19 protein-coding genes, 2 tRNA genes and 2 pseudogenes are annotated in these 18,309 nt (G+C 59.3%); 19 read left to right on the plus strand and 4 right to left on the minus strand.

The genetic code is table 11. The features are described from left to right. Positions 1-24: 24 nt before the first annotated feature. The 4 genes from argG to DYE40_RS05010 all read right to left on the minus strand — a co-directional run bounded on the left by argG (position 25) and on the right by DYE40_RS05010 (position 2,991). The gene (argG, locus tag DYE40_RS04995) at positions 25-1,365 is read right to left on the minus strand and encodes an argininosuccinate synthase (protein WP_115308000.1); all 1,341 of its coding nucleotides are present in this window, start codon (positions 1,363-1,365) and stop codon (positions 25-27) included. Between the two features lie 201 nt (positions 1,366-1,566). After that, positions 1,567-1,642: transfer RNA gene (locus DYE40_RS05000), tRNA-Ala, on the minus strand. Between the two features lie 7 nt (positions 1,643-1,649). After that, positions 1,650-1,726: transfer RNA gene (locus DYE40_RS05005), tRNA-Met, on the minus strand. Between the two features lie 110 nt (positions 1,727-1,836). Beyond that, entirely contained in the window at positions 1,837-2,991 is a 1,155-nt protein-coding gene (locus DYE40_RS05010; protein WP_115308001.1) for a class I SAM-dependent methyltransferase, read from the minus strand. A 319-nt stretch (positions 2,992-3,310) separates the two neighbouring features. Here DYE40_RS05010 and DYE40_RS05015 point away from each other — a divergent pair, with 319 nt between their 5' ends. The 19 genes and pseudogenes from DYE40_RS05015 to murG all read left to right on the plus strand — a co-directional run bounded on the left by DYE40_RS05015 (position 3,311) and on the right by murG (position 18,287). After that, a complete protein-coding gene (locus DYE40_RS05015; RefSeq protein WP_115308002.1) occupies positions 3,311-3,766 on the plus strand; it encodes a division/cell wall cluster transcriptional repressor MraZ in 456 nt (151 codons plus the stop codon). Further along, positions 3,763-4,731 carry a 16S rRNA (cytosine(1402)-N(4))-methyltransferase RsmH gene (gene rsmH, locus DYE40_RS05020; RefSeq protein WP_115308003.1) on the plus strand — a complete coding sequence of 323 codons (969 nt, stop codon included), beginning with the start codon at positions 3,763-3,765 and terminating at the stop codon, positions 4,729-4,731. Before DYE40_RS05015 ends, rsmH begins: the two co-directional genes overlap by 4 nt. Positions 4,732-4,790: 59 nt before the next feature. Beyond that, on the plus strand, positions 4,791-5,066 hold the full coding sequence (ftsL, locus tag DYE40_RS05025) for a cell division protein FtsL (RefSeq protein ID WP_115308004.1): 276 nt from the start codon (positions 4,791-4,793) through the stop codon (positions 5,064-5,066). Between the two features lie 238 nt (positions 5,067-5,304). Beyond that, a pseudogene (locus tag DYE40_RS13350) lies at positions 5,305-5,595 on the plus strand (peptidoglycan D,D-transpeptidase FtsI family protein); the annotation flags it as partial. A gap of 39 nt (positions 5,596-5,634) precedes the next feature. Then, positions 5,635-7,128: pseudogene (locus DYE40_RS05030) on the plus strand (peptidoglycan D,D-transpeptidase FtsI family protein); the annotation flags it as partial. A 10-nt stretch (positions 7,129-7,138) separates the two neighbouring features. Next, the gene (locus tag DYE40_RS05035; protein ID WP_115308006.1) at positions 7,139-8,614 is read left to right on the plus strand and encodes a UDP-N-acetylmuramoyl-L-alanyl-D-glutamate--2,6-diaminopimelate ligase; all 1,476 of its coding nucleotides are present in this window, start codon (positions 7,139-7,141) and stop codon (positions 8,612-8,614) included. A gap of 280 nt (positions 8,615-8,894) precedes the next feature. Further along, positions 8,895-9,407, plus strand: a complete 513-nt coding sequence (locus DYE40_RS05040; protein WP_115308007.1) for a M23 family metallopeptidase — start codon at positions 8,895-8,897, stop codon at positions 9,405-9,407. Between the two features lie 57 nt (positions 9,408-9,464). Next, positions 9,465-9,764, plus strand: a complete 300-nt coding sequence (locus tag DYE40_RS05045; protein WP_115308008.1) for a hypothetical protein — start codon at positions 9,465-9,467, stop codon at positions 9,762-9,764. After that, entirely contained in the window at positions 9,761-9,889 is a 129-nt protein-coding gene (locus tag DYE40_RS13105) for a hypothetical protein (protein WP_280529843.1), read from the plus strand. Before DYE40_RS05045 ends, DYE40_RS13105 begins: the two co-directional genes overlap by 4 nt. A 76-nt stretch (positions 9,890-9,965) precedes the next feature. Further along, positions 9,966-10,202 (plus strand): hypothetical protein, encoded by a 237-nt coding sequence (locus tag DYE40_RS12245; RefSeq protein ID WP_147286587.1) that lies wholly within the window; start codon positions 9,966-9,968, stop codon positions 10,200-10,202. After that, positions 10,159-10,509, plus strand: coding sequence for a YiiX/YebB-like N1pC/P60 family cysteine hydrolase (locus DYE40_RS05050; RefSeq protein WP_172461215.1), 351 nt, complete (start codon positions 10,159-10,161; stop codon positions 10,507-10,509). The genes DYE40_RS12245 and DYE40_RS05050 overlap by 44 nt, the downstream gene beginning before the upstream one ends. Positions 10,510-10,583: 74 nt before the next feature. After that, on the plus strand, positions 10,584-11,948 hold the full coding sequence (locus tag DYE40_RS05055; protein WP_115308010.1) for a UDP-N-acetylmuramoyl-tripeptide--D-alanyl-D-alanine ligase: 1,365 nt from the start codon (positions 10,584-10,586) through the stop codon (positions 11,946-11,948). 13 nt (positions 11,949-11,961) lie between these two features. Next, positions 11,962-12,357, plus strand: coding sequence for a hypothetical protein (locus DYE40_RS05060; protein ID WP_115308011.1), 396 nt, complete (start codon positions 11,962-11,964; stop codon positions 12,355-12,357). A 70-nt stretch (positions 12,358-12,427) separates the two neighbouring features. Beyond that, complete coding sequence (gene mraY, locus DYE40_RS05065; protein ID WP_115308012.1) at positions 12,428-13,510, plus strand: phospho-N-acetylmuramoyl-pentapeptide-transferase; 1,083 nt, start codon at positions 12,428-12,430, stop codon at positions 13,508-13,510. Between the two features lie 113 nt (positions 13,511-13,623). Then, a complete protein-coding gene (locus tag DYE40_RS05070; RefSeq protein ID WP_115308013.1) occupies positions 13,624-14,214 on the plus strand; it encodes a DUF4760 domain-containing protein in 591 nt (196 codons plus the stop codon). A gap of 72 nt (positions 14,215-14,286) precedes the next feature. Next, on the plus strand, positions 14,287-15,624 hold the full coding sequence (gene murD, locus DYE40_RS05075; protein WP_115308014.1) for a UDP-N-acetylmuramoyl-L-alanine--D-glutamate ligase: 1,338 nt from the start codon (positions 14,287-14,289) through the stop codon (positions 15,622-15,624). 88 nt (positions 15,625-15,712) lie between these two features. After that, on the plus strand, positions 15,713-16,060 hold the full coding sequence (locus DYE40_RS05080; protein WP_115308015.1) for a hypothetical protein: 348 nt from the start codon (positions 15,713-15,715) through the stop codon (positions 16,058-16,060). Continuing rightward, the gene (ftsW, locus tag DYE40_RS05085) at positions 16,053-17,216 is read left to right on the plus strand and encodes a putative lipid II flippase FtsW (protein WP_115308016.1); all 1,164 of its coding nucleotides are present in this window, start codon (positions 16,053-16,055) and stop codon (positions 17,214-17,216) included. The genes DYE40_RS05080 and ftsW overlap by 8 nt, the downstream gene beginning before the upstream one ends. 3 nt (positions 17,217-17,219) lie before the next feature. Further along, positions 17,220-18,287, plus strand: a complete 1,068-nt coding sequence (gene murG / locus DYE40_RS05090; RefSeq protein WP_115308017.1) for an undecaprenyldiphospho-muramoylpentapeptide beta-N-acetylglucosaminyltransferase — start codon at positions 17,220-17,222, stop codon at positions 18,285-18,287. Positions 18,288-18,309: the final 22 nt, after the last annotated feature.

Here is an 18,309-nt window from a genome sequence, read left to right on the forward strand (position 1 = left end):
CAGACGGCCTGCATCTGTTTTTTTTTATTTGCCCTTACCCAGTTGCGGCAATACCGAGCCTTCGCCCAGCGACAATAATCCGCTTTGCGCATAGATGCCGAGTTTGGCTCGGGTGTCGGTGATGTCGAGGTTGCGCATGGTGAGCTGGCCGATGCGGTCGAGCGGGGTGAAGGCGGCATCTTCCACTTTTTCCATGCTCAGGCGTTCGGGCCGGTAGGTGAGGTTGGGCGATTCGGTGTTGAGAATCGAGTAGTCGTTGCCGCGCCGCAACTCCAGCGTTACTTCGCCGGTGATGGCGCGGGCAACCCAGCGTTGGGCGGTTTCGCGCAGCATCAGGGCTTGGCTGTCGAACCAGCGGCCTTGGTAGAGCAGGCGGCCGAGGCGCAGGCCGTTGATGCGGTATTGTTCGATGGTGTCTTCGTTGTGGATGCCGGTTACGAGGCGTTCGTAGGCGGTGTGCAGCAGTGCCATGCCGGGGGCTTCGTAGATGCCGCGCGATTTGGCTTCGATGATGCGGTTTTCGATTTGGTCGCTCATGCCGAGGCCGTGGCGGCCGCCGATGCGGTTGGCTTCGAGAAACAGGGCGACGGGGTCGGCAAATTCTTGGCCGTTGAGGGCGACGGGCACGCCTTCTTCAAAGCGAACGGACACGGTTTCGGCTTTGATTTCAACGCTTTCGTCCCAAAACGCCGCGCCCATGATGGGTTTGACGATTTTGACGCTGCTGTTTAAAAATTCCAAATCTTTGGCTTCGTGGGTGGCGCCGAGCATGTTGGAATCGGTGGAATAGGCTTTTTCTGCCGACATTTTGTAGTCGAAGCCGTTGGCAATCAGAAATTCGCTCATTTCTTGGCGGCCGCCGAGTTCGTCGATAAAGGTTTGGTCGAGCCAGGGTTTGTAGATTTTGAGGGCGGGGTTGGTGATGAGGCCGTAGCGGTAGAAGCGTTCGATGTCGTTGCCTTTGTAGGTGCTGCCGTCGCCCCAGATGTTCACGTCGTCTTCTTTCATGGCGGAAACGAGCATGGTGCCGGTTACGGCGCGGCCGAGCGGGGTGGTGTTGAAATAGGGCATGCCGCCGGTGGCAACGTGGAATGCGCCGCATTGGATGGCGGCGATGCCTTCGTGGGCAAGCTGGGCGCGGCAGTCGATCAGGCGGGCTTCGATGGCGCCGTATTCTTTGGCTTTTTTGGGAATGGCGTTGTAGTCGTCTTCGTCGGGCTGGCCGAGGTTGGCGGTGTAGGCATAGGGCAGCGCGCCTTTGAGTTTCATCCACAAAAGGGCGGCGGAGGTGTCGAGGCCGCCCGAAAAGGCGATGCCGACTTTCTGACCGGCGGGGAGGGATTGGAGGATGGTGGCGGTGGTCATGGGGAATCCTTACGGTTGTTGGGAAAAAGGCGGATTGTACCGCAGGAGGCCGTCTGAAAACGGATTTTCAGACGGCCTCGGATATTGCTGTGGGAATCGCGGATGCGGATGAACAAGGGGGGAAACGCACAGCCGCATGGCGGGCTGCGTACGGCAGGCGGCAAAAAAGGCTTGGTTTGAAAAACCAAGCCTTTCAGTATCTGGTGGAGGTAAGCGGGATCGAACCGCTGACCTCTTGCATGCCATGCAAGCGCTCTACCAACTGAGCTATACCCCCGAATTTTTGGTGGCGAATCAGGGACTCGAACCCCGGACACAAGGATTATGATTCCTCTGCTCTAACCGACTGAGCTAATTCGCCGTGAAGTGAAGCCGCAATTATACGGTTTTTGCGAAACAGGGCAAACGGTTTTTCAGGAGTTTTGTTTTTCCGTTTGATTTTAATCGTGAAAAAGTTGCGGGAAGACGTGTTCAAAGTTTGTGGCAGATGTCGCCGTGTGCAAAACCCTGCCAGTCGGTGCCGATGTTGCGGCCGAATGCAATCACTTTGAACAACTCGCCCATTTCGTGCGGCATCAATAGCTTGTGCAGGGCTGAGGCCGTCTGAATATAGGCAGGGGAGTCGTGGGACAGGCCGCTGTCGGCCAGATCGGTAATGCCTAGATTGAGCAGGAAGTCGGCTTGTGTGGCGTAGCCGATCAAATCCAATCCTTCGTCGGTGCCGGCTTGGGCGATGTCGGTGAAATTGACGTGCGCGGTAAGGTCGGTCAGGCCGACGCGGAAAAAGGGGTCGTGGACGGTGTGGTGGCGGTGGTGGCCGATGAGCGTGCCCATGTGCCGTTGCGGGTGGTAGTACTGGGCGGCATCGAAGCCGTAATCGATCAGGATGACTGCGCCGCGTTGCAGCCGTTCGGCAAGGGTGCGGACGAAAGCATATTGCGCGGGATGCAGCTCGCTGGTGTAGGGCTGCGCATCGGGGAAATATTCGCAGGCAAGGTGCAGCAGGTGCGGGTCGGCCAGCGGGACGGCGATTTGGACGAATTGCCCGTTTTCTATGCCGACGCAGATACGCAGGAATTGTCCGTTTTCACGCCTTATCAGTTCGCAAGGCATGGCATCGAGTACTTCGTTCCCGATCATGATGCCGTCGAACGAATCGGGCAGGGCGGTGAGATGGCGGACTTTTTGCACCATATCGGGAACGAGTGCCGCGATGCGGGCGAGTTGGCGTTCGGCCAGCTCGGGGGAAACTTCGATAATAAAGTAGTTGTCCAATGCCGTATCGCGCAGGCTGTCGAGCAGGCCGGCGGCAAGTTCGCCCGTACCTGCGCCGAATTCGCAGATGTTGCCGGCGGTTTGCGGCAGGAGTTCGCGTATTTGGCGGGCAACGGTTTGTCCGAAAAGCGGAGTGAGGGCGGGCGCGGTAACGAAGTCGCCGGCTTTGCCGATTTTGTGTGCGCCGCCGGTGTAGTAGCCGTATTGCGGCGTGTAGAGGGCGAGTTCCATAAAGCGCGAAAAAGGCAGTGGAGCGGGTGAGGCTTTGATTTCTTTTTGGATTATTTGCTCTAATTCTTGCGATGCGCAAAGGGCTTGCGTATCGGCTTTGGGGAGATGGCTGCTGTTCATGGTTAATATTTGTAAAAATAAAATGCCAATAGGGGCTATTGCGGGAGGGAAAGTACGGCGCGTGAGTATCACGCCTGTTTATGCCGGAATGTTAAGTCCGTGTATTTTATATGAGACGGGCGGCAAGATGGTGGGGTGCGGCGTGGCCGTATATGCAAGTGTTTGTTATTTGCCCGGATAAGTGGCTGTTACGCCGTTTGTTTTGCCTATGCCGTCGTTTGACCCTGCCGGTAAATTTTTTTATAGTTCGTCTCTGGTGGGGCGAAGTGGCGCAAAGTGTGTCAAATCTCCCGAAAATGAAATTTCAGGCGTGTTTTTTATGTTCGGCGGCATTCATGATTTAAATATCGACAGCAAAGGGCGGTTGGCGGTTCCTGCCAAATTCCGCGATCTGCTGCTGCGCAAATACACGCCTGCGCTGGTGGCAACACTGGAAAGCCGCGAACGTTTGCTGCTGTATCCCGAAAGCGTTTGGGAGCAGGAGGCGCAAAGGCTGATGGCGGCGAATGTGGCAGGCAATGCCAAATTGTCGGCGTGGCGCGATTTGCTGCTGAATAATGCCGAAGTGATGGAAATGGATGCGGCAGGCAGGATTCTGCTTCCTGTCGGACTCAGGCGCAAGGTTATGTTGGATAAGGAAGTTTCCCTCACAGGCAGGGTAAACCGCCTCGAATTGTGGGACAGGGAGAAATTCCATGCCAAAGACGATGCCGCTTTGGATATTGCTCCCGAAGAGTTGGATTTCGAACTCGGCCAGATAGGTTTCCAATTATGAGTAGTGCGGAATTTTCCCATGTAACCGTGCTGCTGGATGAAGCCGTAGATGCGCTGGATGTTGTTCCGAACGGTGTTTATATAGACGGAACGTTCGGGCGCGGCGGCCATTCCCGCCTGATTCTGTCCCGTCTTGGTGCGGAAGGCCGTTTGGTGGTGTTTGACAAAGACCCGCAGGCGGTGGCGGCGGCGCGGGAATTGGCGCGGCAGGACGGCAGGGTGTCTGTGGTTCATGACGGGTTTTCGTCTTTTCAGACGGCCTTGGATGCTTTGGAAATCGGCGAAATAGACGGTGCGTTGTTTGATTTGGGTATTTCTTCGCCGCAGATAGACGACGGATCACGCGGATTCAGCTTCCGTTTTGATGCGCCGCTGGACATGCGGATGGATACGACGCGCGGCATGTCTGCCGCCGAATGGTTGGCGCAGGCGGATGAAGACGAAATTTGCGAGGTAATCAGAAATTATGGTGAAGAGCGGTTTGCCCGCCAGATTGCGCGCGCCATTGTCGCGCAGCGCGGCACGAATTCCATCGATACAACCGGCAAGCTGGCGGAAATCGCAGCGAAAAACGTCCGTACTCGCGAGCGCGGCCAAGATCCGGCGACGCGGACGTTTCAGGCCGTTCGGATTTTCATCAACCGCGAGCTTGAAGAAATAGAAGCCGTGCTGCCGCAGGTTGCAGGCCGTCTGAAAACCGGCGGCAGGCTGGCGGTTATCGCCTTTCATTCTTTGGAAGACCGTATCGTCAAACAGTTTTTCAGACGGCATTCCACGCCCGAGCCGCTGCCCAGATGGGCGGTGGTGCGCGAAGCAGAGCGGCCGCAGCCGCCTTTGGAGATTGTAGGCCGGGCGGTCAAGGCATCGGCAGCGGAAGTGGCTGCCAATCCCCGCGCCCGTTCGGCGGTGTTGCGGGTGGCGCGGAGGACGGGCGGAGCGTTTGTGCCGGATAAAAAGGCCGTCTGAAAACCACAGAACAAACCTCAGCCGCCTATCGGCGGGGCGGAAATTTATTAAAGAAGCAGATGAACTATATCAATATCGTATTGCTGGTGCTGGCACTGGGATCGGGTTTTGCCGTGGTAACGCAGCAGAATCAGGCGCGGCAGCAGCACATCGAGCTGACGGAAGCGGAAAAGCGGCAGAGGGAGCTGGAACAGGAATATTCGCGTCTGCAACTGAAACAGGCCGAATTGTCCAACCACCAACTGATTAAAAAAGCCGCAGAAAAAGGCAGACTGGCTCCGCCGGATGCAGCCGATACACGGCTGGTGGAAGCGGAACCAAACGGCATAAAATGATAAAATGATAAAATGACAAAGCACCATAAAATGACAAGATGTATTTGGAAGTAGCAGCATGTTGATTAAAAACGAATACAAGCCGAAGATGCTCCCACGGCAGGCTAAGGCGAAAAAACCGGTTACCAGCAACGGACGCATCATCTTCGTGCTGGCCGCATTGGGTGCGGGTTTTCTCGCGCTGCTCGGCCGCAGCCTATATTTGCAAACTTCCCATCATGATTTCCTTACCGACGAAGGCAACAAACGCTTCGTACGTACCGTGAAGCTGCCGGCCTCGCGCGGGGTTATCAGCGACCGCAACGGTGCGACGCTGGCATTGAGTGCGCCTGCCGAATCCCTGTATGCCGTTCCCTCCTCTGCCAATCTTTCAGACGGCCAAATCGAAGAACTGGCCGCGCTTTTGGACATATCCCCCGACACCATCCGCGACCGTCTCGACCGGAAAAGCAGCATTTCCTACCTTGCCCGCCGGCTTGATGAGGATACTGTGGCTGCCGTTCAGGCCATAAATATCGACGGACTGTATTTCCGCGACGAAACCGAAGCCGGCAAGCCCACCGGCAGACAGGCTCTGTATGTCAAACCGAACGAGCTGGCGGTACTGCCCGACGACGGCAAGCTGCAACAGCTCGCCGACGTGCTCAATCCCGCCATCCAATCGAAACTCGACAAAAAAAGCGTGGAAACGCTCAAATCCGACATGGGCAAAAAAATCGACTTCGTTTATCTGAAACGGCAGTTGAAGCCCGAGCTGGCAGAGCGGATTGCCGCCATGCACATCCCCGGCCTCGCCTTCCAGAAAGAGCCGCAGCGGCACTACCCGACGGGCAGCCTGTTTGCCCAAACCATCGGCTTTACCAACATTGACGGACAGGGGCAGGAAGGTTTGGAGCGTTCGCGCGAAGCCGAGCTGCACGGCCGCTACGGCGAAAAAACCGTGCTGCGCGACAACAAAGGCCAGATTGTAGACAGTGCGGATTCCGGCGGCAGGGAATCGCAAAACGGCCGCGACATCGTGTTGGCTATGGATCAGCGCATCCAAACGCTGGCCGCCGACGAGCTTGCCAAAGCCGTGGACTACCACAACGCCCAATCCGGCAGCGCGGTGGTGCTTGACGCGCGTACCGGCGAAATCCTTGCCCTGGTAAACGGCCCGTCTTACGACCCGAACGAGCCGGGCAGCGTCGATGCAGACCAACGCCGCAACCGCGCCATTACCGATATTTTCGAATTCGGCTCGGTAATGAAACCGTTTCCGATTGCCAAAGCACTCGACGACGGCAAAATCAGCCCCCGCTCTTCGTTCGACACCCGTCCGTACAGCGTCGGCGGCCATCCCGTGCGCGACACCCACGTTTATCCCGCACTCGACGTGCGCGGCATTGTGCAGAAATCGTCCAACGTCGGCACCAGCAAAATTTCCCTGATGTACCGCCCCGAAGAAATGTACGGCTACTACCGCAGCCTCGGCTTCGGCAGCAAAGCCGGAGTCGGCTTCCCGGGCGAAGCGGGCGGCACGCTGCGCAACTGGAAAAATTGGGGCAAATTCGACCAGGCCACCATGTCGTTCGGTTACGGAATGCAGATGAGCCTGCTGCAACTGGCGCGCGCCTACACCGTGCTCACGACCGACGGCCGCCTGATTCCCGTGTCGCTGGAAAAACTCGAATCGGCTCCTGCGGGCGAGCGCATTTTGAAACCGGAAACCGCCAAAGAGATGCGCAAAATCATGGTGTCCGTTACCGAGCAGGGCGGTACCGGCCGCAGCGGCGCGGTGGAAGGCTTTGCCGTAGCGGCCAAAACCGGCACGGCGCAGAAAGTGGTCGGACGCGGCTATGCCCGCGACAAACACATCGGCACCTTTGTCGGTTTTGCGCCGGCGGAAAATCCGCGCGTGATTGTGGCCGTAACCATAGACGAACCCCGCGCCAACGGCTATTACGGCGGCGTGGTGGCCGGTCCCGTGTTCAAAAACATCATGGCGGGCAGCCTCAACATCCTCGGTGTCCGCCCGACCCGCTCCCCTGCCGGCAGCCAAGTCGCGGCCGTAAAAAAATAACGGGAGAAATATGTACAGCCTGCTTGCCCCGCCGCTTACCGACAGCTTTCCGCCTCTGCTGTGTGCAAACGCAGCGGGGCGTTTGCTGCATTCGGACAGCCGCCAAATCCGGCGCGGCGATATTTTTGTTGCCTGCCAGGGCGAGTATTCGGACGGCCGCAGCTACATTCCGGCCGCGATTGAGGCCGGTGCGGCCTTTGTGTTTTGGGACGACGACGGCGCGTTTCAATGGAATCCCGCATGGAGCGTGCCCAACCAGGGCATCAAGGATTTGAAACACCGTGCGGGCATGCTCGCCGCACAGGTGTATGGCAAGCTTTCAGACGGCCTCAAAGTCTGGGGCGTAACCGGTACCAACGGTAAAACCTCGATTAGCCAATGGCTTGCGCAGGCGGCGGATTTGCTCGGCGAAAAAACCGCAATTATCGGTACGGTGGGCAACGGTTTTTGGGGCGCACTCGAAGACACTACCCACACCACGCCCGCGCCGGTGGAAGTGCAGACTTTGCTGCACCGCTTCCGCAAACAGGGCGCAAGCGCCGCCGCGATGGAAGTGTCCAGCCACGGCCTCGACCAATCCCGCGTCAACGGCACGGTCTTTCAGACGGCCGTGTTCACTAATCTCACGCGCGACCATCTCGATTACCACGGCACAATGGAAGCCTACGGCGCAATCAAGGCGCGCCTGTTTTACTGGCGCGGCCTGCAACACGCCGTGATTAATTCAGACGACCCCTACGGTGCACGGCTGATAGGCCGTCTGAAAACCGACCGGCCCGGTTTGGCCATGTACGGATACGGTTTCGGCGATGAGGCCGACATCCGCATCACAGAGTTTGCCGCCGCTTCAGACGGCATGGAAGTCGCGCTTGATACGCCGTGGGGCAAAGGCAGTGTGAAAACGCGCCTGCTGGGACGGTTTAACGCGCAAAACCTCGCTGCCTGCGTGGGCGTATTGTGCGCAGGCGGTTATCCGCTCGATAAAGTCTTGGCCGCGCTCGCGCAAATCCGCCCTGCTACCGGCCGCATGGACTGTATCATCGCAAGCGGCAAACCGTTGGTCGTCGTCGATTACGCCCACACGCCCGACGCGCTGGAAAAAGCCCTGTCCACTTTGCAGGAAATCAAACCGCAGGGCGCATCTTTGTGGTGCGTGTTCGGCTGCGGAGGCAACCGCGACAAAGGCAAACGCTCCCTGATGGGCGCGGCGGCGGCCAAAGGCGCGGACAAAGTTGTGGTAACCAGCGACAACCCGCGCATGGAAAACCCCGACGACATCATCGCCGACATCCTGCCCGCCGTACCCGCGCCCGAGTGCGTCGAAGCCGACCGCCGCGCCGCCATTGAGTTTGCCGTGGAAAATGCGGCGGCCAACGACATTGTCCTGATTGCCGGCAAAGGCCACGAAACCTATCAGGACATCGCGGGCGTGAAACACCGCTTTTCCGATTTTGAGGTTGCCCAAGCGGCGCTGGCTGCGCGTTGAGCGGCAAAAGGCCGTCTGAAAGCGCATTGCGGCAAAGTTTGATGAAGCAATACGGCAAACACGCGGGGCGGCAGTTTTGGCTTCCATATAAAACATAAAACGTTTCAGACGGCCTCAAAGCCGTTACAATGCAGCCGCTGCGTTTTGCGGCGGTATCAAACAACAATCACAAGCGGCAGCCGCACCGCCGCACGTTTTCACCACATTGCGGCACGTCGGTTTTTATCCCCCTTCAGACGGCCTTTGCAACAGGCCTCTCAAACCAAGCGGTAAAACTACGATGCCTGACACCCGAAAAATCCTATTGGCTGCCGCAGCCGCCATACTTTTGTGGGGCTGCGCCAAACCTCAGCGTCCCACAGCCGAAATTGCCGCCTTGCGTGCCTTTCCGCCGCCTGCGGCGCAAAGCCTGCCCAACCCTGTCAAAGGCGTGAAGTTTGCCGACACATGGGGTGCGGCGCGCAGCAGCGGGCGCCGACACGAAGGCGCGGACATTTTCGCCAAGAAAAATACCCCCGTGCACAGCACCACCGCAGGCATCGTTACCAAAATCGGCACAAACCGCCTCGGCGGCAAGGTCGTCGGCATACAAGGGCCGGGCGCGTGGCACTACTACGCCCACCTCAACAAATACGCCGGACTGCGTCTGTACCAGCGTGTACGCGAGGGCGAGGTCATCGGTTATGTCGGCCAAACCGGCAACGCCAAAAACACCCCGCCGCACCTGCACTACGGCATCTATCTGCCAAGCGGTGCGGTGAATCCGTACCCGCTGGTAAACCAAGACAGATAGGCCGTCTGAAAAGCAGTTTTGCTTTAATCCTAACTTCAAAACGGTATTCAAAGGAGTATGTTTGCCCAAAAATCAGCCGGATTGTTGGCCGCTGCCGCCACCGCTCTGTTGTCGGCTGCATGTTCTGGGAGTGCGTCCACGCCTGAAAAAGCGGCAACGGCTTTTGTTGAAAAAAACTATGCCGGTGATGCCGATGCGGTGTTGGCGGTGGCGTACATTCCTGAAAAAGACCGCAGGCAAGAGGGCTTGGGAGACATGTTGCGCGGCAAGATAAAAGAAGGTGTGGCAGGCAAAAAGAAAAAGCCGAAAAACACGGCGGCCCCGACAGCGTTACCGTTCAGGGTAAAGAAGATATGAGCGGTGATGCAGAAGGGTACAAACGCGTCATGGTTAAAGTGGAAGTCAAGTTTAACGACAACGAAACCCGTCAAGATACGGTGAAAACAATTGAAGCCGGCGACGGCTGGAAAATCTGGCTGTAACGCGCAAACGTGAGCCGTTTGAAACTGTTTGTCTGTGTGGCGGTTTGGCTGTGCTTGGGAGTATGCCTGAGTTCGTTTGCGCCATACCGGCAGCCCATACCGCTGCCCGACAGCGCATTATTACAGCGCGGCGGCTGGATTTTGCGCGGGCGGTACCGGCTCCGACAGCCGCTTTATCCGCCATCCCGGCCGCAGCGCGTATCCGCATATCGGCATGATTGCGCAAACCGTACCGCACGTTATGGTGGCGCATGTAACAACCGATGACGATGCCGCGCGCCCCCAATCAGGTATTGCTGACCCCTTTGCCTGAATTTTTCGCGTCCGATAAGGCAGAAAATGTCTTGATACCGCACCCGCGTTTTTTAAATGCCGCCCAACGCCGCTCCAGCGCCGATTACGCGCAAAAACAGCTAGGGCGTGCATTTAATCTGACCGCACGCACTGCAACCCCGTTTTACTGTACGACGCTGATTGCCGAAGCGCTAAACAAGCAGGGCGCGGCATTCGAGCCGCAACGGCAGTATCTCGATGTAGCCGTATTTCGCGGTGGGTATTTGTTTCCGCAGGTTTTTTTAAGCGCGGACACACAGCAGGTTTACCGATATGAAGCCCGATAGGGCAGAGTGTTCAGACGGCCTTTTGAACCGGAGGCCGTCTGAAACCGACCATCCAAACAAAATCCAAACCGATCATGAAACCACTAGACCTGAACTTTATCTGCCAAGCCCTCAATCTGCCGGTGCCGTCTGAAAACCGAGCCGTGTCGCGCGTGCTTACCGACAGCCGCGACATTCAAGACGGCGATGTGTTTTTCGCACTGGACGGAGAACGTTTCGACGGCCATGATTTTGTAGAAGACGTATTGTCAAAAGGCGCGGCGGCGGTGGTATCGCGTGAAGACTGCGTCGGTTTGCGCGGTGCGTTGGCGGTGGATGACACGCTGGCAGCCTTGCAGACGCTGGCGCACGCATGGCGCAAAAGCGTGAATCCGTTTGTGTTCGGCATCACCGGCTCGGGCGGAAAAACCACGGTCAAAGAAATGCTGGCCGCCGTGTTGCGCCGCCGCTTCGGCGACGAGGCCGTGCTGGCGACGGCGGGCAATTTCAACAACCATATCGGCCTGCCGCTCACGCTGTTGAAATTAAACGAAAAACACCGTTACGCCGTGATTGAAATGGGCATGAACCATTTCGGCGAGCTGGCTGTGCTGACGCAAATCGCGCAGCCCGATGCCGCGCTGGCCAACAACGCGTTGCGCGCCCATGTCGGATGCGGCTTCGACGGTACGGCCGACATCGCCCGTGCCAAAAGCGAGATTTATCAGGGTTTGGGCGCAGACGGTTTGGCTCTAATCCCCTGCGAAGATGCCAATGCAGCGGTTTTTCAGACGGCCGCCGCCGCGCACAAGCATCAGACGTTCGGCGTAGAGAGCGGCGATGTGCACGCGCAAAACATCGTGCTGCATCCGCTTTCCTGCGAATTTGATTTGGTGTGCGGCAACGAAACCGCCGCTGTGTCGCTGCCCGTGCCCGGCCGCCACAACGTCCACAACGCCGCCGCCGCCGCCGCGCTGGCGCTGGCCGCCGGTTTGACCCTGAACGAGGTTTCAGACGGCCTCAAAGATTTCAGCAACATCAAAGGCCGTCTGAAAGTCAAACGCGGTATCAAAGGCGCAACGCTTATCGACGACACTTACAACGCCAACCCCGACAGCATGAAAGCCGCCATCGACGTATTGGCCGCGCTGCCCGCGCCGCGCGTGTTTGTGATGGGCGACATGGGCGAGTTGGGCGAAGACGAAGCCTCCGCCATGCATGCCGAAGTGGGCGCATACGCCCGCGACAAGGGCATCGAAGCGGCTTATTTTGTGGGCGACGAAAGCGTGGAAGCGGCCGAAACCTTCGGTGCGGCAGGCTTGTGGTTTGCCGCCAAAGACCCTTTAATCCAGGTGCTCTCCCACGATTTGCCCGAAGGCGCGAGCGTGTTAATCAAAGGCTCGCGCTTTATGGCGATGGAAGAAGTGGCCGATGCGCTGGAAGACAAAGAGGCCGTCTGAAAACGGAAAAGCGATGAGAAAACCCCTGCTGTTGAAATTTATCGTTGCGGTCATCGCCGCCACCGCCGTGCTGTGGCCGGCGAACACGCTGCTTTACCTGTGGAACGAACGCGCGGATTTGAACGGCAAAACGATAGAAGGCACCATCGGCGCAGGCTGGTTTGCCGTGTCCGTGGCCGAGCCGCTGCTGTTTTCGCTGATGATGGGCGCGGTGGCTTTCGGCTTGTGGCGCGGCAGCAACCGGGCGCGTTGGGCGGGTCTGGCCGGCGGGCTGCTCTATATCGGCGAAAACACTTTGCGCCACTGGCTGCACCCGTGGCAGCCGTGGATGTCGTGGCTCGACCTGGCGGCCTTTGCTTCGGTGATGGTGTGCCTGTTTTTCCTGATGCCCGACAATTATTTCAAATAGGCCGTCTGAAAAGCGGCAGCACAAGGGCGCAGGCCGTCCGAACCCGAACAATGCAATATAAGGAAGCCCCATGTTTGTCTGGCTCTACCATTTCAGCGGCTCGCTCTCCGCGCTGAATATTTTCCAATACACCACCTTCCGCGCCGTGATGGCCGCGCTTACCGCGCTGGCGTTTTCGCTGCTGTTGGGCCCGTGGACCATCCGCAGGCTGGCCGCGCTCAAAGTGGGGCAGGCGGTGCGTACCGACGGGCCGCAGACCCATCTGATTAAAAACGGCACGCCCACCATGGGCGGCTCGCTGATTCTGACCGCCATCGCCGTGTCCGTCATCCTGTGGGGCAGGTGGGAAAACCCCTATGTGTGGATACTGCTGGGCGTGCTGCTGGCCACGGGCGCGCTCGGCTTTTACGACGACTGGCGCAAAGTCGTCTACAAAGACCCTAACGGCGTTTCCGCCAAATTCAAAATCGTCTGGCAGAGTGCCGTATCCCTCGCGGCGGGCGGCCTGCTGCTGTGGTCGCTCGACACGCATCTGTACGGCAGCCTGCTGGTTCCGTTTGTCAAAAACTACTACATCCCCATCGGCGGCATCGGTTTCGTCATCCTGACCTACCTGGTCATCGTCGGCACTTCCAACGCCGTCAACCTGACCGACGGCCTCGACGGCCTGGCCGCCTTTCCCGTCGTCCTCGTGGCCGGCGGGCTGGCCGTATTCGCCTATATTTCCGGCCACTACGGCTTTGCCGGCTACCTCAATATGCCCTTTGTCAAAGGCGCGGGCGAAGTGGCCGTATTCTGTGCGGCGATGTGCGGCGCGTGCCTCGGCTTCCTGTGGTTCAACGCCTATCCGGCGCAGGTCTTTATGGGCGACGTGGGCGCACTCGCGCTCGGCGCGGCACTCGGCACGGCCGCCGTCATCGTGCGGCAGGAAATCGTGCTGTTCATCATGGGCGGCCTGTTTGTGGTGGAGGCCGTGTCGGTCATGTTGCAGGTGGGCTGGTACAAACGCACCAAAAAACGCATCTTCCTGATGGCGCCCATCCATCACCACTACGAACAAAAAGGCTGGAAGGAAACGCAGGTTGTCGTGCGCTTTTGGATTATTACCATCGTGCTGGTACTGATCGGATTGAGCAGCCTGAAAATCCGTTAAACCGTTTTTCAGACGGCCTCCGATACGGAAAAATGCAAAAAGGCCGTCTGAAAAAGCGCAACGCCTTCCCCGCCAACCCGCCAAAGCACGTTAAGGCCGTCTGAAAGCCCGCTATGCAGCTTACCGAAACCCTTGCCCTTGCCGATCTGACCGCCGTGATTTCCGTCGGCATCGCCGCCATCGTTGCCGTTACCGGCTACCAAAACACCCGCCATTCCGCGCGGCAGACCTTCGACAACTTCACCCTGCGCTTTATCGAAACCGAAAACGCCGACCCCCACCTTTACGCCGGCCGGCAATGGCTGGTTGAAAATTCCGCCGACCCGCAGCGCGATTTCGCCCTTTATGCCGACATCGGCCGCTTTTTCGCGCAGCACGGACAGGCAGAGGGCATCACGCTGACGCGCGGCGCGGACGGCCTGGTCGCAAGCTATACGGTGGCGGACGACCCTGCGGCACAGCAAACGCTGCAAAGCTGGCTCAAAGGCCGCGAGCACATCCGTGCCGTCGTCGAATCGCGCAATACCGCCGCCGAAGCCGTGTTAAACGGGCTGCTGGAAGAAAACGCCTACCGCCTCGTGCGCCGCCGCGCCGTCCTCGCCGATTTCCGTATGCTGGCAGACTACACCGCTGCCCGGCGGGCCGGCGACGCAGGCTACGCGGAAGCGTTTGTCCGGCTGGCGCAGCGGTGGGAAAAAGAATAGATTTGTTGCTGTAACACAGTTTTCAGACGGCCTCCCGTGCCGTCTGCAAGCCCCGAACGAAAGAAGCGGAAAATGAATTGGCAAAACCAGAAAATCCTAGTTGCGGGCATGGGCGGCAGCGGGCTTTCCATGCTTTCCTACCTGCACGCGCAGGGCGCGGCCGTGGCGGCTTATGACGAAAAATTCCCCGACGGGCGCACGGCGGAGCTGCAACGGCAGTTTGCCGGAACCGAATGCCACACAGGCTCCCTGCAAGACGCTTTGGACAAAGGCTTCGATATTTTGGCTTTAAGCCCGGGCATCAGCGAACGCCGCGCCGACATCGCCGCGTTCAAACAACGGGGCGGCCGCGTATTGGGCGACATCGAAATTCTGGCCGGCATCGTGGAAGAGCGCGGCGACAAAGTCATCGCCATCACCGGCAGCAACGGCAAAACCACCGTAACCAGCCTGGTCGGACACCTCTGCCGCCAATGCGGGCTGGACACCGTGGTTGCGGGCAATATCGGCACCCCCGTTTTAGAGGCCGAAATGCAGCGCGGCGGGCGGCGGGCGGACGTGTGGGTGTTGGAGCTTTCCAGCTTCCAGCTTGAAAACACCGAAAGCCTGCGTCCGGATGCGGCGGCGGTATTGAATATTTCCGAAGACCATCTCGACCGCTACGACGACCTGCTCGATTACGCGCACACCAAAGACAAAATCTTCCGCGGCAGCGGCGTGCAGGTGCTGAATGCCGACGACCCGCTCTGCCGCGCCATGAAAAGGGCGGGGCGCGGGGTGAAATGGTTTTCGCTCGAAAGCGGAGCCGATTATTGGCTGGATAGCGCGGCAGGCCGTCTGAAAGCCGGCGCGGACGACCTTGCCGCCGCTGCGGATATTCCCTTGCAGGGACGGCACAACGCCGCCAACGTGCTGGCCGCCGTGGCACTCTGCGAAGCCGTGGGACTGCCGCGCACAGAGCTGTTGCAACACGTCCGCACCTTCAAAGGCCTGCCGCACCGCGTGGAAAAAATCGGCGAGAAAAACGGCGTGGTTTTTATCGACGACTCCAAAGGCACCAATGTCGGCGCGACCGCCGCCGCCATCGGCGGCCTGCAAAGCCCGCTGTTTGCGATACTCGGCGGACTGGGCAAAGGGCAGGACTTTACGCCGCTGGCCGCCGTATTGCGCGGCAAGGCCAAAGCCGTGCTGCTCATCGGCCGCGACGCGCCGCAAATCCGCCGCGATTTGTCGGGCGCGGGCGTGGAGCTGATCGACTGCGCAACGCTGCAAGAGGCCGTGCGGGCCGCCTATGCGCGGGCGCAAAGCGGCGACATCGTGCTGCTCAGCCCCGCCTGCGCCAGCTTTGATATGTTTGACGGCTACGCCCACCGTTCGGCGGTGTTTGCCGAAGCGTTTGCAGCCTTGTGAGGCCGTCTGAAAACGCAGTCAAAAGACGCAAACCCATTTTTCAGACGGCCTCCAAGCTGCCGAGAGGCCGTCTGAAAGCACGGGGGAAATGATGATGATGACGCTGCCCCTGTTCCTCTTTGTCGGCGCGGCTTGCGGCCTGCTGGCCGCGTGGCTGTGCCTGCCGCTGCGGCTGCATTGGTTTTTACTGTGGACGGCATTGGCAAGCCTGTTTTTCCCGTGGCTGCTCTACACCGCGCAAACCGCCGGCTTCGACGCGCACGAAGCCCTTATATGGCTGCCGCTGGCCGTTGTCCCCGCCGCCGCGTGCGGTTTTGCCGCCGCCCTGTTTCTGCGCCTGATGGCTTGGCTGGCGCGGCCGTACAGGTCGTCTGAAAAAGCCCGGCGTACGGAAACCGCAAGCAAACAAAGTTTGAAACACGAAAAACATGATTAGCGAATCCAAATTACTCGACCGCCAAATCCTCAAAAACGGCGACAAATTCGACCAGTCGCTGCTGTGGATGCTGGTGCTGCTGCTCTCTTTCGGCCTGCTGATGGTTTATTCCGCTTCGATTGTGTGGGCGGGCTACGACGGCAATCCGTGGAAAGTGGTGGAAAAACAGGCGCAGTTTGCCGCTTTCGGCTGTGTGCTGGCCTTTGCCCTTTTCTGGGTGAAAATGTCGTTTTGGCGCAAGGCTTCCGTGTGGCTTCTGATCGGCAACACGCTGGTGCTGCTGGCGGTGTTGGCCGTCGGCGAAGAAATCAACGGAGCGAAACGCTGGATCAGGCTGGGCTTTTTCAACTACCAGCCCAGCGAAACCTACAAACTGGCGGTCATCCTTTATCTCGCGGCCTTTTTCAACCGACGCGCCGAAGTGCTCAAGCAGCTCAAAAGCCTGATTTTCCCGGGAATTTTGGTCGGTGCCGGACTCGGCCTGATTTTCAGCGAGCCCGATTTGGGTGCGATGGTGGTTACCACGCTGATTGCGCTGGGTATGCTGTTTCTCGCCGACTTGCCGAAAAAATGGTTTTCCTTCGCCGTGGGAGCCGGCGTATGCGGGCTGGTGTTGGCCGTGCTGGCCGCACCCTACCGCATGGCACGTGTTTCGGCCTTTCTCAACCCGTTCAACGACCCCTTGGGCACGGGCTACCAGCTCACCCACTCACTGATCGCCAACGCACGCGGGCAATGGTTCGGCACGGGCTTGGGTGCCAGTCTGGACAAACGTTTTTATCTGACCGAATCGGAAGCCCACACCGACTTTATCTTTGCCGTGATCAGCGAAGAATGGGGCTTTTTCGGCCTGTGTATGCTGGTGTTCTGCTACGGCTGGCTGGTATGGCGCGCTTTTTCCATCGGCAAGCAGGCGCGTGATTTGGAGCTTTTTTTCAGCTCCTTCACCGCCTACGGCATCGCCATCTGGCTGGGCGTGCAGAGTTTTTTCCACATCGGCGTGAACATCGGCCTGCTGCCCACCAAAGGCCTGCCGCTGCCGCTGGTGTCCTACGGCGGCTCGGCGGCGGTGGTGATGATTGTGAGCATGGGGCTGCTGCTGCGGGCAGATTACGAAAACCGCCGCAAAATGCGCGGCTACAAAGTAGAGGCTTGAAAAATGGGCAAAACATTCCTGCTGATGGCCGGCGGCACCGGCGGCCACATCTTCCCCGCGCTGGCCGTGGCGCAGTCGCTCCAAGCGCGCGGCCACAGCGTCGTCTGGCTGGGCAGCGTGCAGTCGATGGAAGAGCGCATCGTGCCGCAGCACGGCATCCCGCTGGAAACCCTCGCCATCAAAGGCGTGCGCGGCAGCGGCCTCAAACGCAAGCTGCTGCTTCCCTTTACGCTGCTCCAAACCGTACGCGCCGCCCGTGCCGTCATCAAAAAGCACAAGGTTTCCTGCGTCATCGGCTTCGGCGGCTTCGTAACCTTTCCCGGCGGCGTGGCGGCCAAGCTCTGCGGCGTGCCCGTCGTCATCCACGAACAAAACGCCGTTGCCGGCCTGTCCAACCGCCTGCTCGCCAAAACCGCCAAGCGCGTGCTGTATGCCTTTCCAGATGCGTTTGATGCGCCCGACGGCCTCGTCGGCAACCCCGTCCGCGCGGACATCGCCGCCCTTCCCGCGCCCGAAACGCGGTTTGCAGAACGGACAGGCCGTCTGAAAATACTGGTGGTCGGCGGCAGCCTCGGTGCGCAGATACTGAACGAAACCGTTCCCGCCGCCCTTGCCGCCCTGCCGCCGGAAAGCCGTCCGCAGGTGTTGCACCAGTCGGGGCGCGGCAAACTCGAAGCCTTGCAGGCCGCCTACCGGAATGCGGGCGTGGAGGCCGAGTGCTGCGAATTTATCGACGACATGGTGTCCGCCTACCGCGCGGCCGATTTGGCCGTGTGCCGCGCCGGCGCACTTACCGTGGCCGAACTGGCCGCCGCCGGCCTCGGCGCACTGCTCGTTCCCTATCCCTACGCCGTGGACGACCACCAAACCGCCAACGCCCGCTTCATGGCGCAGGCCGGTGCCGCCGTGCTGCTGCCGCAACCCGAACTGACCGTTGCCCGCCTTGCGCAAATCCTCGGCGGCCTCACGCGGGAACAATGCCTGCAACAGGCGCAAAACGCCCGCCGCCTCGCCAATCCCGACAGCGCGGAAAAAGTAGCCGCAGCGGCAATCGCGGCGGCGGGTGCGTAAACCCTTTTCAATTTTCAAACAG

It is taken from the genome of Kingella potus (genome assembly GCF_900451175.1).
Taxonomy (GTDB): domain Bacteria; phylum Pseudomonadota; class Gammaproteobacteria; order Burkholderiales; family Neisseriaceae; genus Neisseria; species Neisseria potus.

Bases quoted from the DNA above. Each gene is read 5' to 3' on its own strand.
- argG (WP_115308000.1), bottom strand. From the start codon at position 1,365: ATGACCACCGCCACCATCCTCCAATCCCTCCCCGCCGGTCAGAAAGTC.
- DYE40_RS05010 (WP_115308001.1), bottom strand. From the start codon at position 2,991: ATGAACAGCAGCCATCTCCCCAAAGCCGATACGCAAGCCCTTTGCGCA.
- DYE40_RS05015 (WP_115308002.1), top strand. From the start codon at position 3,311: ATGTTCGGCGGCATTCATGATTTAAATATCGACAGCAAAGGGCGGTTG.
- rsmH (WP_115308003.1), top strand. From the start codon at position 3,763: ATGAGTAGTGCGGAATTTTCCCATGTAACCGTGCTGCTGGATGAAGCC.
- ftsL (WP_115308004.1), top strand. From the start codon at position 4,791: ATGAACTATATCAATATCGTATTGCTGGTGCTGGCACTGGGATCGGGT.
- DYE40_RS05035 (WP_115308006.1), top strand. From the start codon at position 7,139: ATGTACAGCCTGCTTGCCCCGCCGCTTACCGACAGCTTTCCGCCTCTG.
- DYE40_RS05040 (WP_115308007.1), top strand. From the start codon at position 8,895: ATGCCTGACACCCGAAAAATCCTATTGGCTGCCGCAGCCGCCATACTT.
- DYE40_RS05045 (WP_115308008.1), top strand. From the start codon at position 9,465: ATGTTTGCCCAAAAATCAGCCGGATTGTTGGCCGCTGCCGCCACCGCT.
- DYE40_RS13105 (WP_280529843.1), top strand. From the start codon at position 9,761: ATGAGCGGTGATGCAGAAGGGTACAAACGCGTCATGGTTAAAGTGGAA.
- DYE40_RS05050 (WP_172461215.1), top strand. From the start codon at position 10,159: ATGCCGCGCGCCCCCAATCAGGTATTGCTGACCCCTTTGCCTGAATTT.
- DYE40_RS05055 (WP_115308010.1), top strand. From the start codon at position 10,584: ATGAAACCACTAGACCTGAACTTTATCTGCCAAGCCCTCAATCTGCCG.
- DYE40_RS05060 (WP_115308011.1), top strand. From the start codon at position 11,962: ATGAGAAAACCCCTGCTGTTGAAATTTATCGTTGCGGTCATCGCCGCC.
- mraY (WP_115308012.1), top strand. From the start codon at position 12,428: ATGTTTGTCTGGCTCTACCATTTCAGCGGCTCGCTCTCCGCGCTGAAT.
- DYE40_RS05070 (WP_115308013.1), top strand. From the start codon at position 13,624: ATGCAGCTTACCGAAACCCTTGCCCTTGCCGATCTGACCGCCGTGATT.
- murD (WP_115308014.1), top strand. From the start codon at position 14,287: ATGAATTGGCAAAACCAGAAAATCCTAGTTGCGGGCATGGGCGGCAGC.
- DYE40_RS05080 (WP_115308015.1), top strand. From the start codon at position 15,713: ATGATGATGATGACGCTGCCCCTGTTCCTCTTTGTCGGCGCGGCTTGC.
- ftsW (WP_115308016.1), top strand. From the start codon at position 16,053: ATGATTAGCGAATCCAAATTACTCGACCGCCAAATCCTCAAAAACGGC.
- murG (WP_115308017.1), top strand. From the start codon at position 17,220: ATGGGCAAAACATTCCTGCTGATGGCCGGCGGCACCGGCGGCCACATC.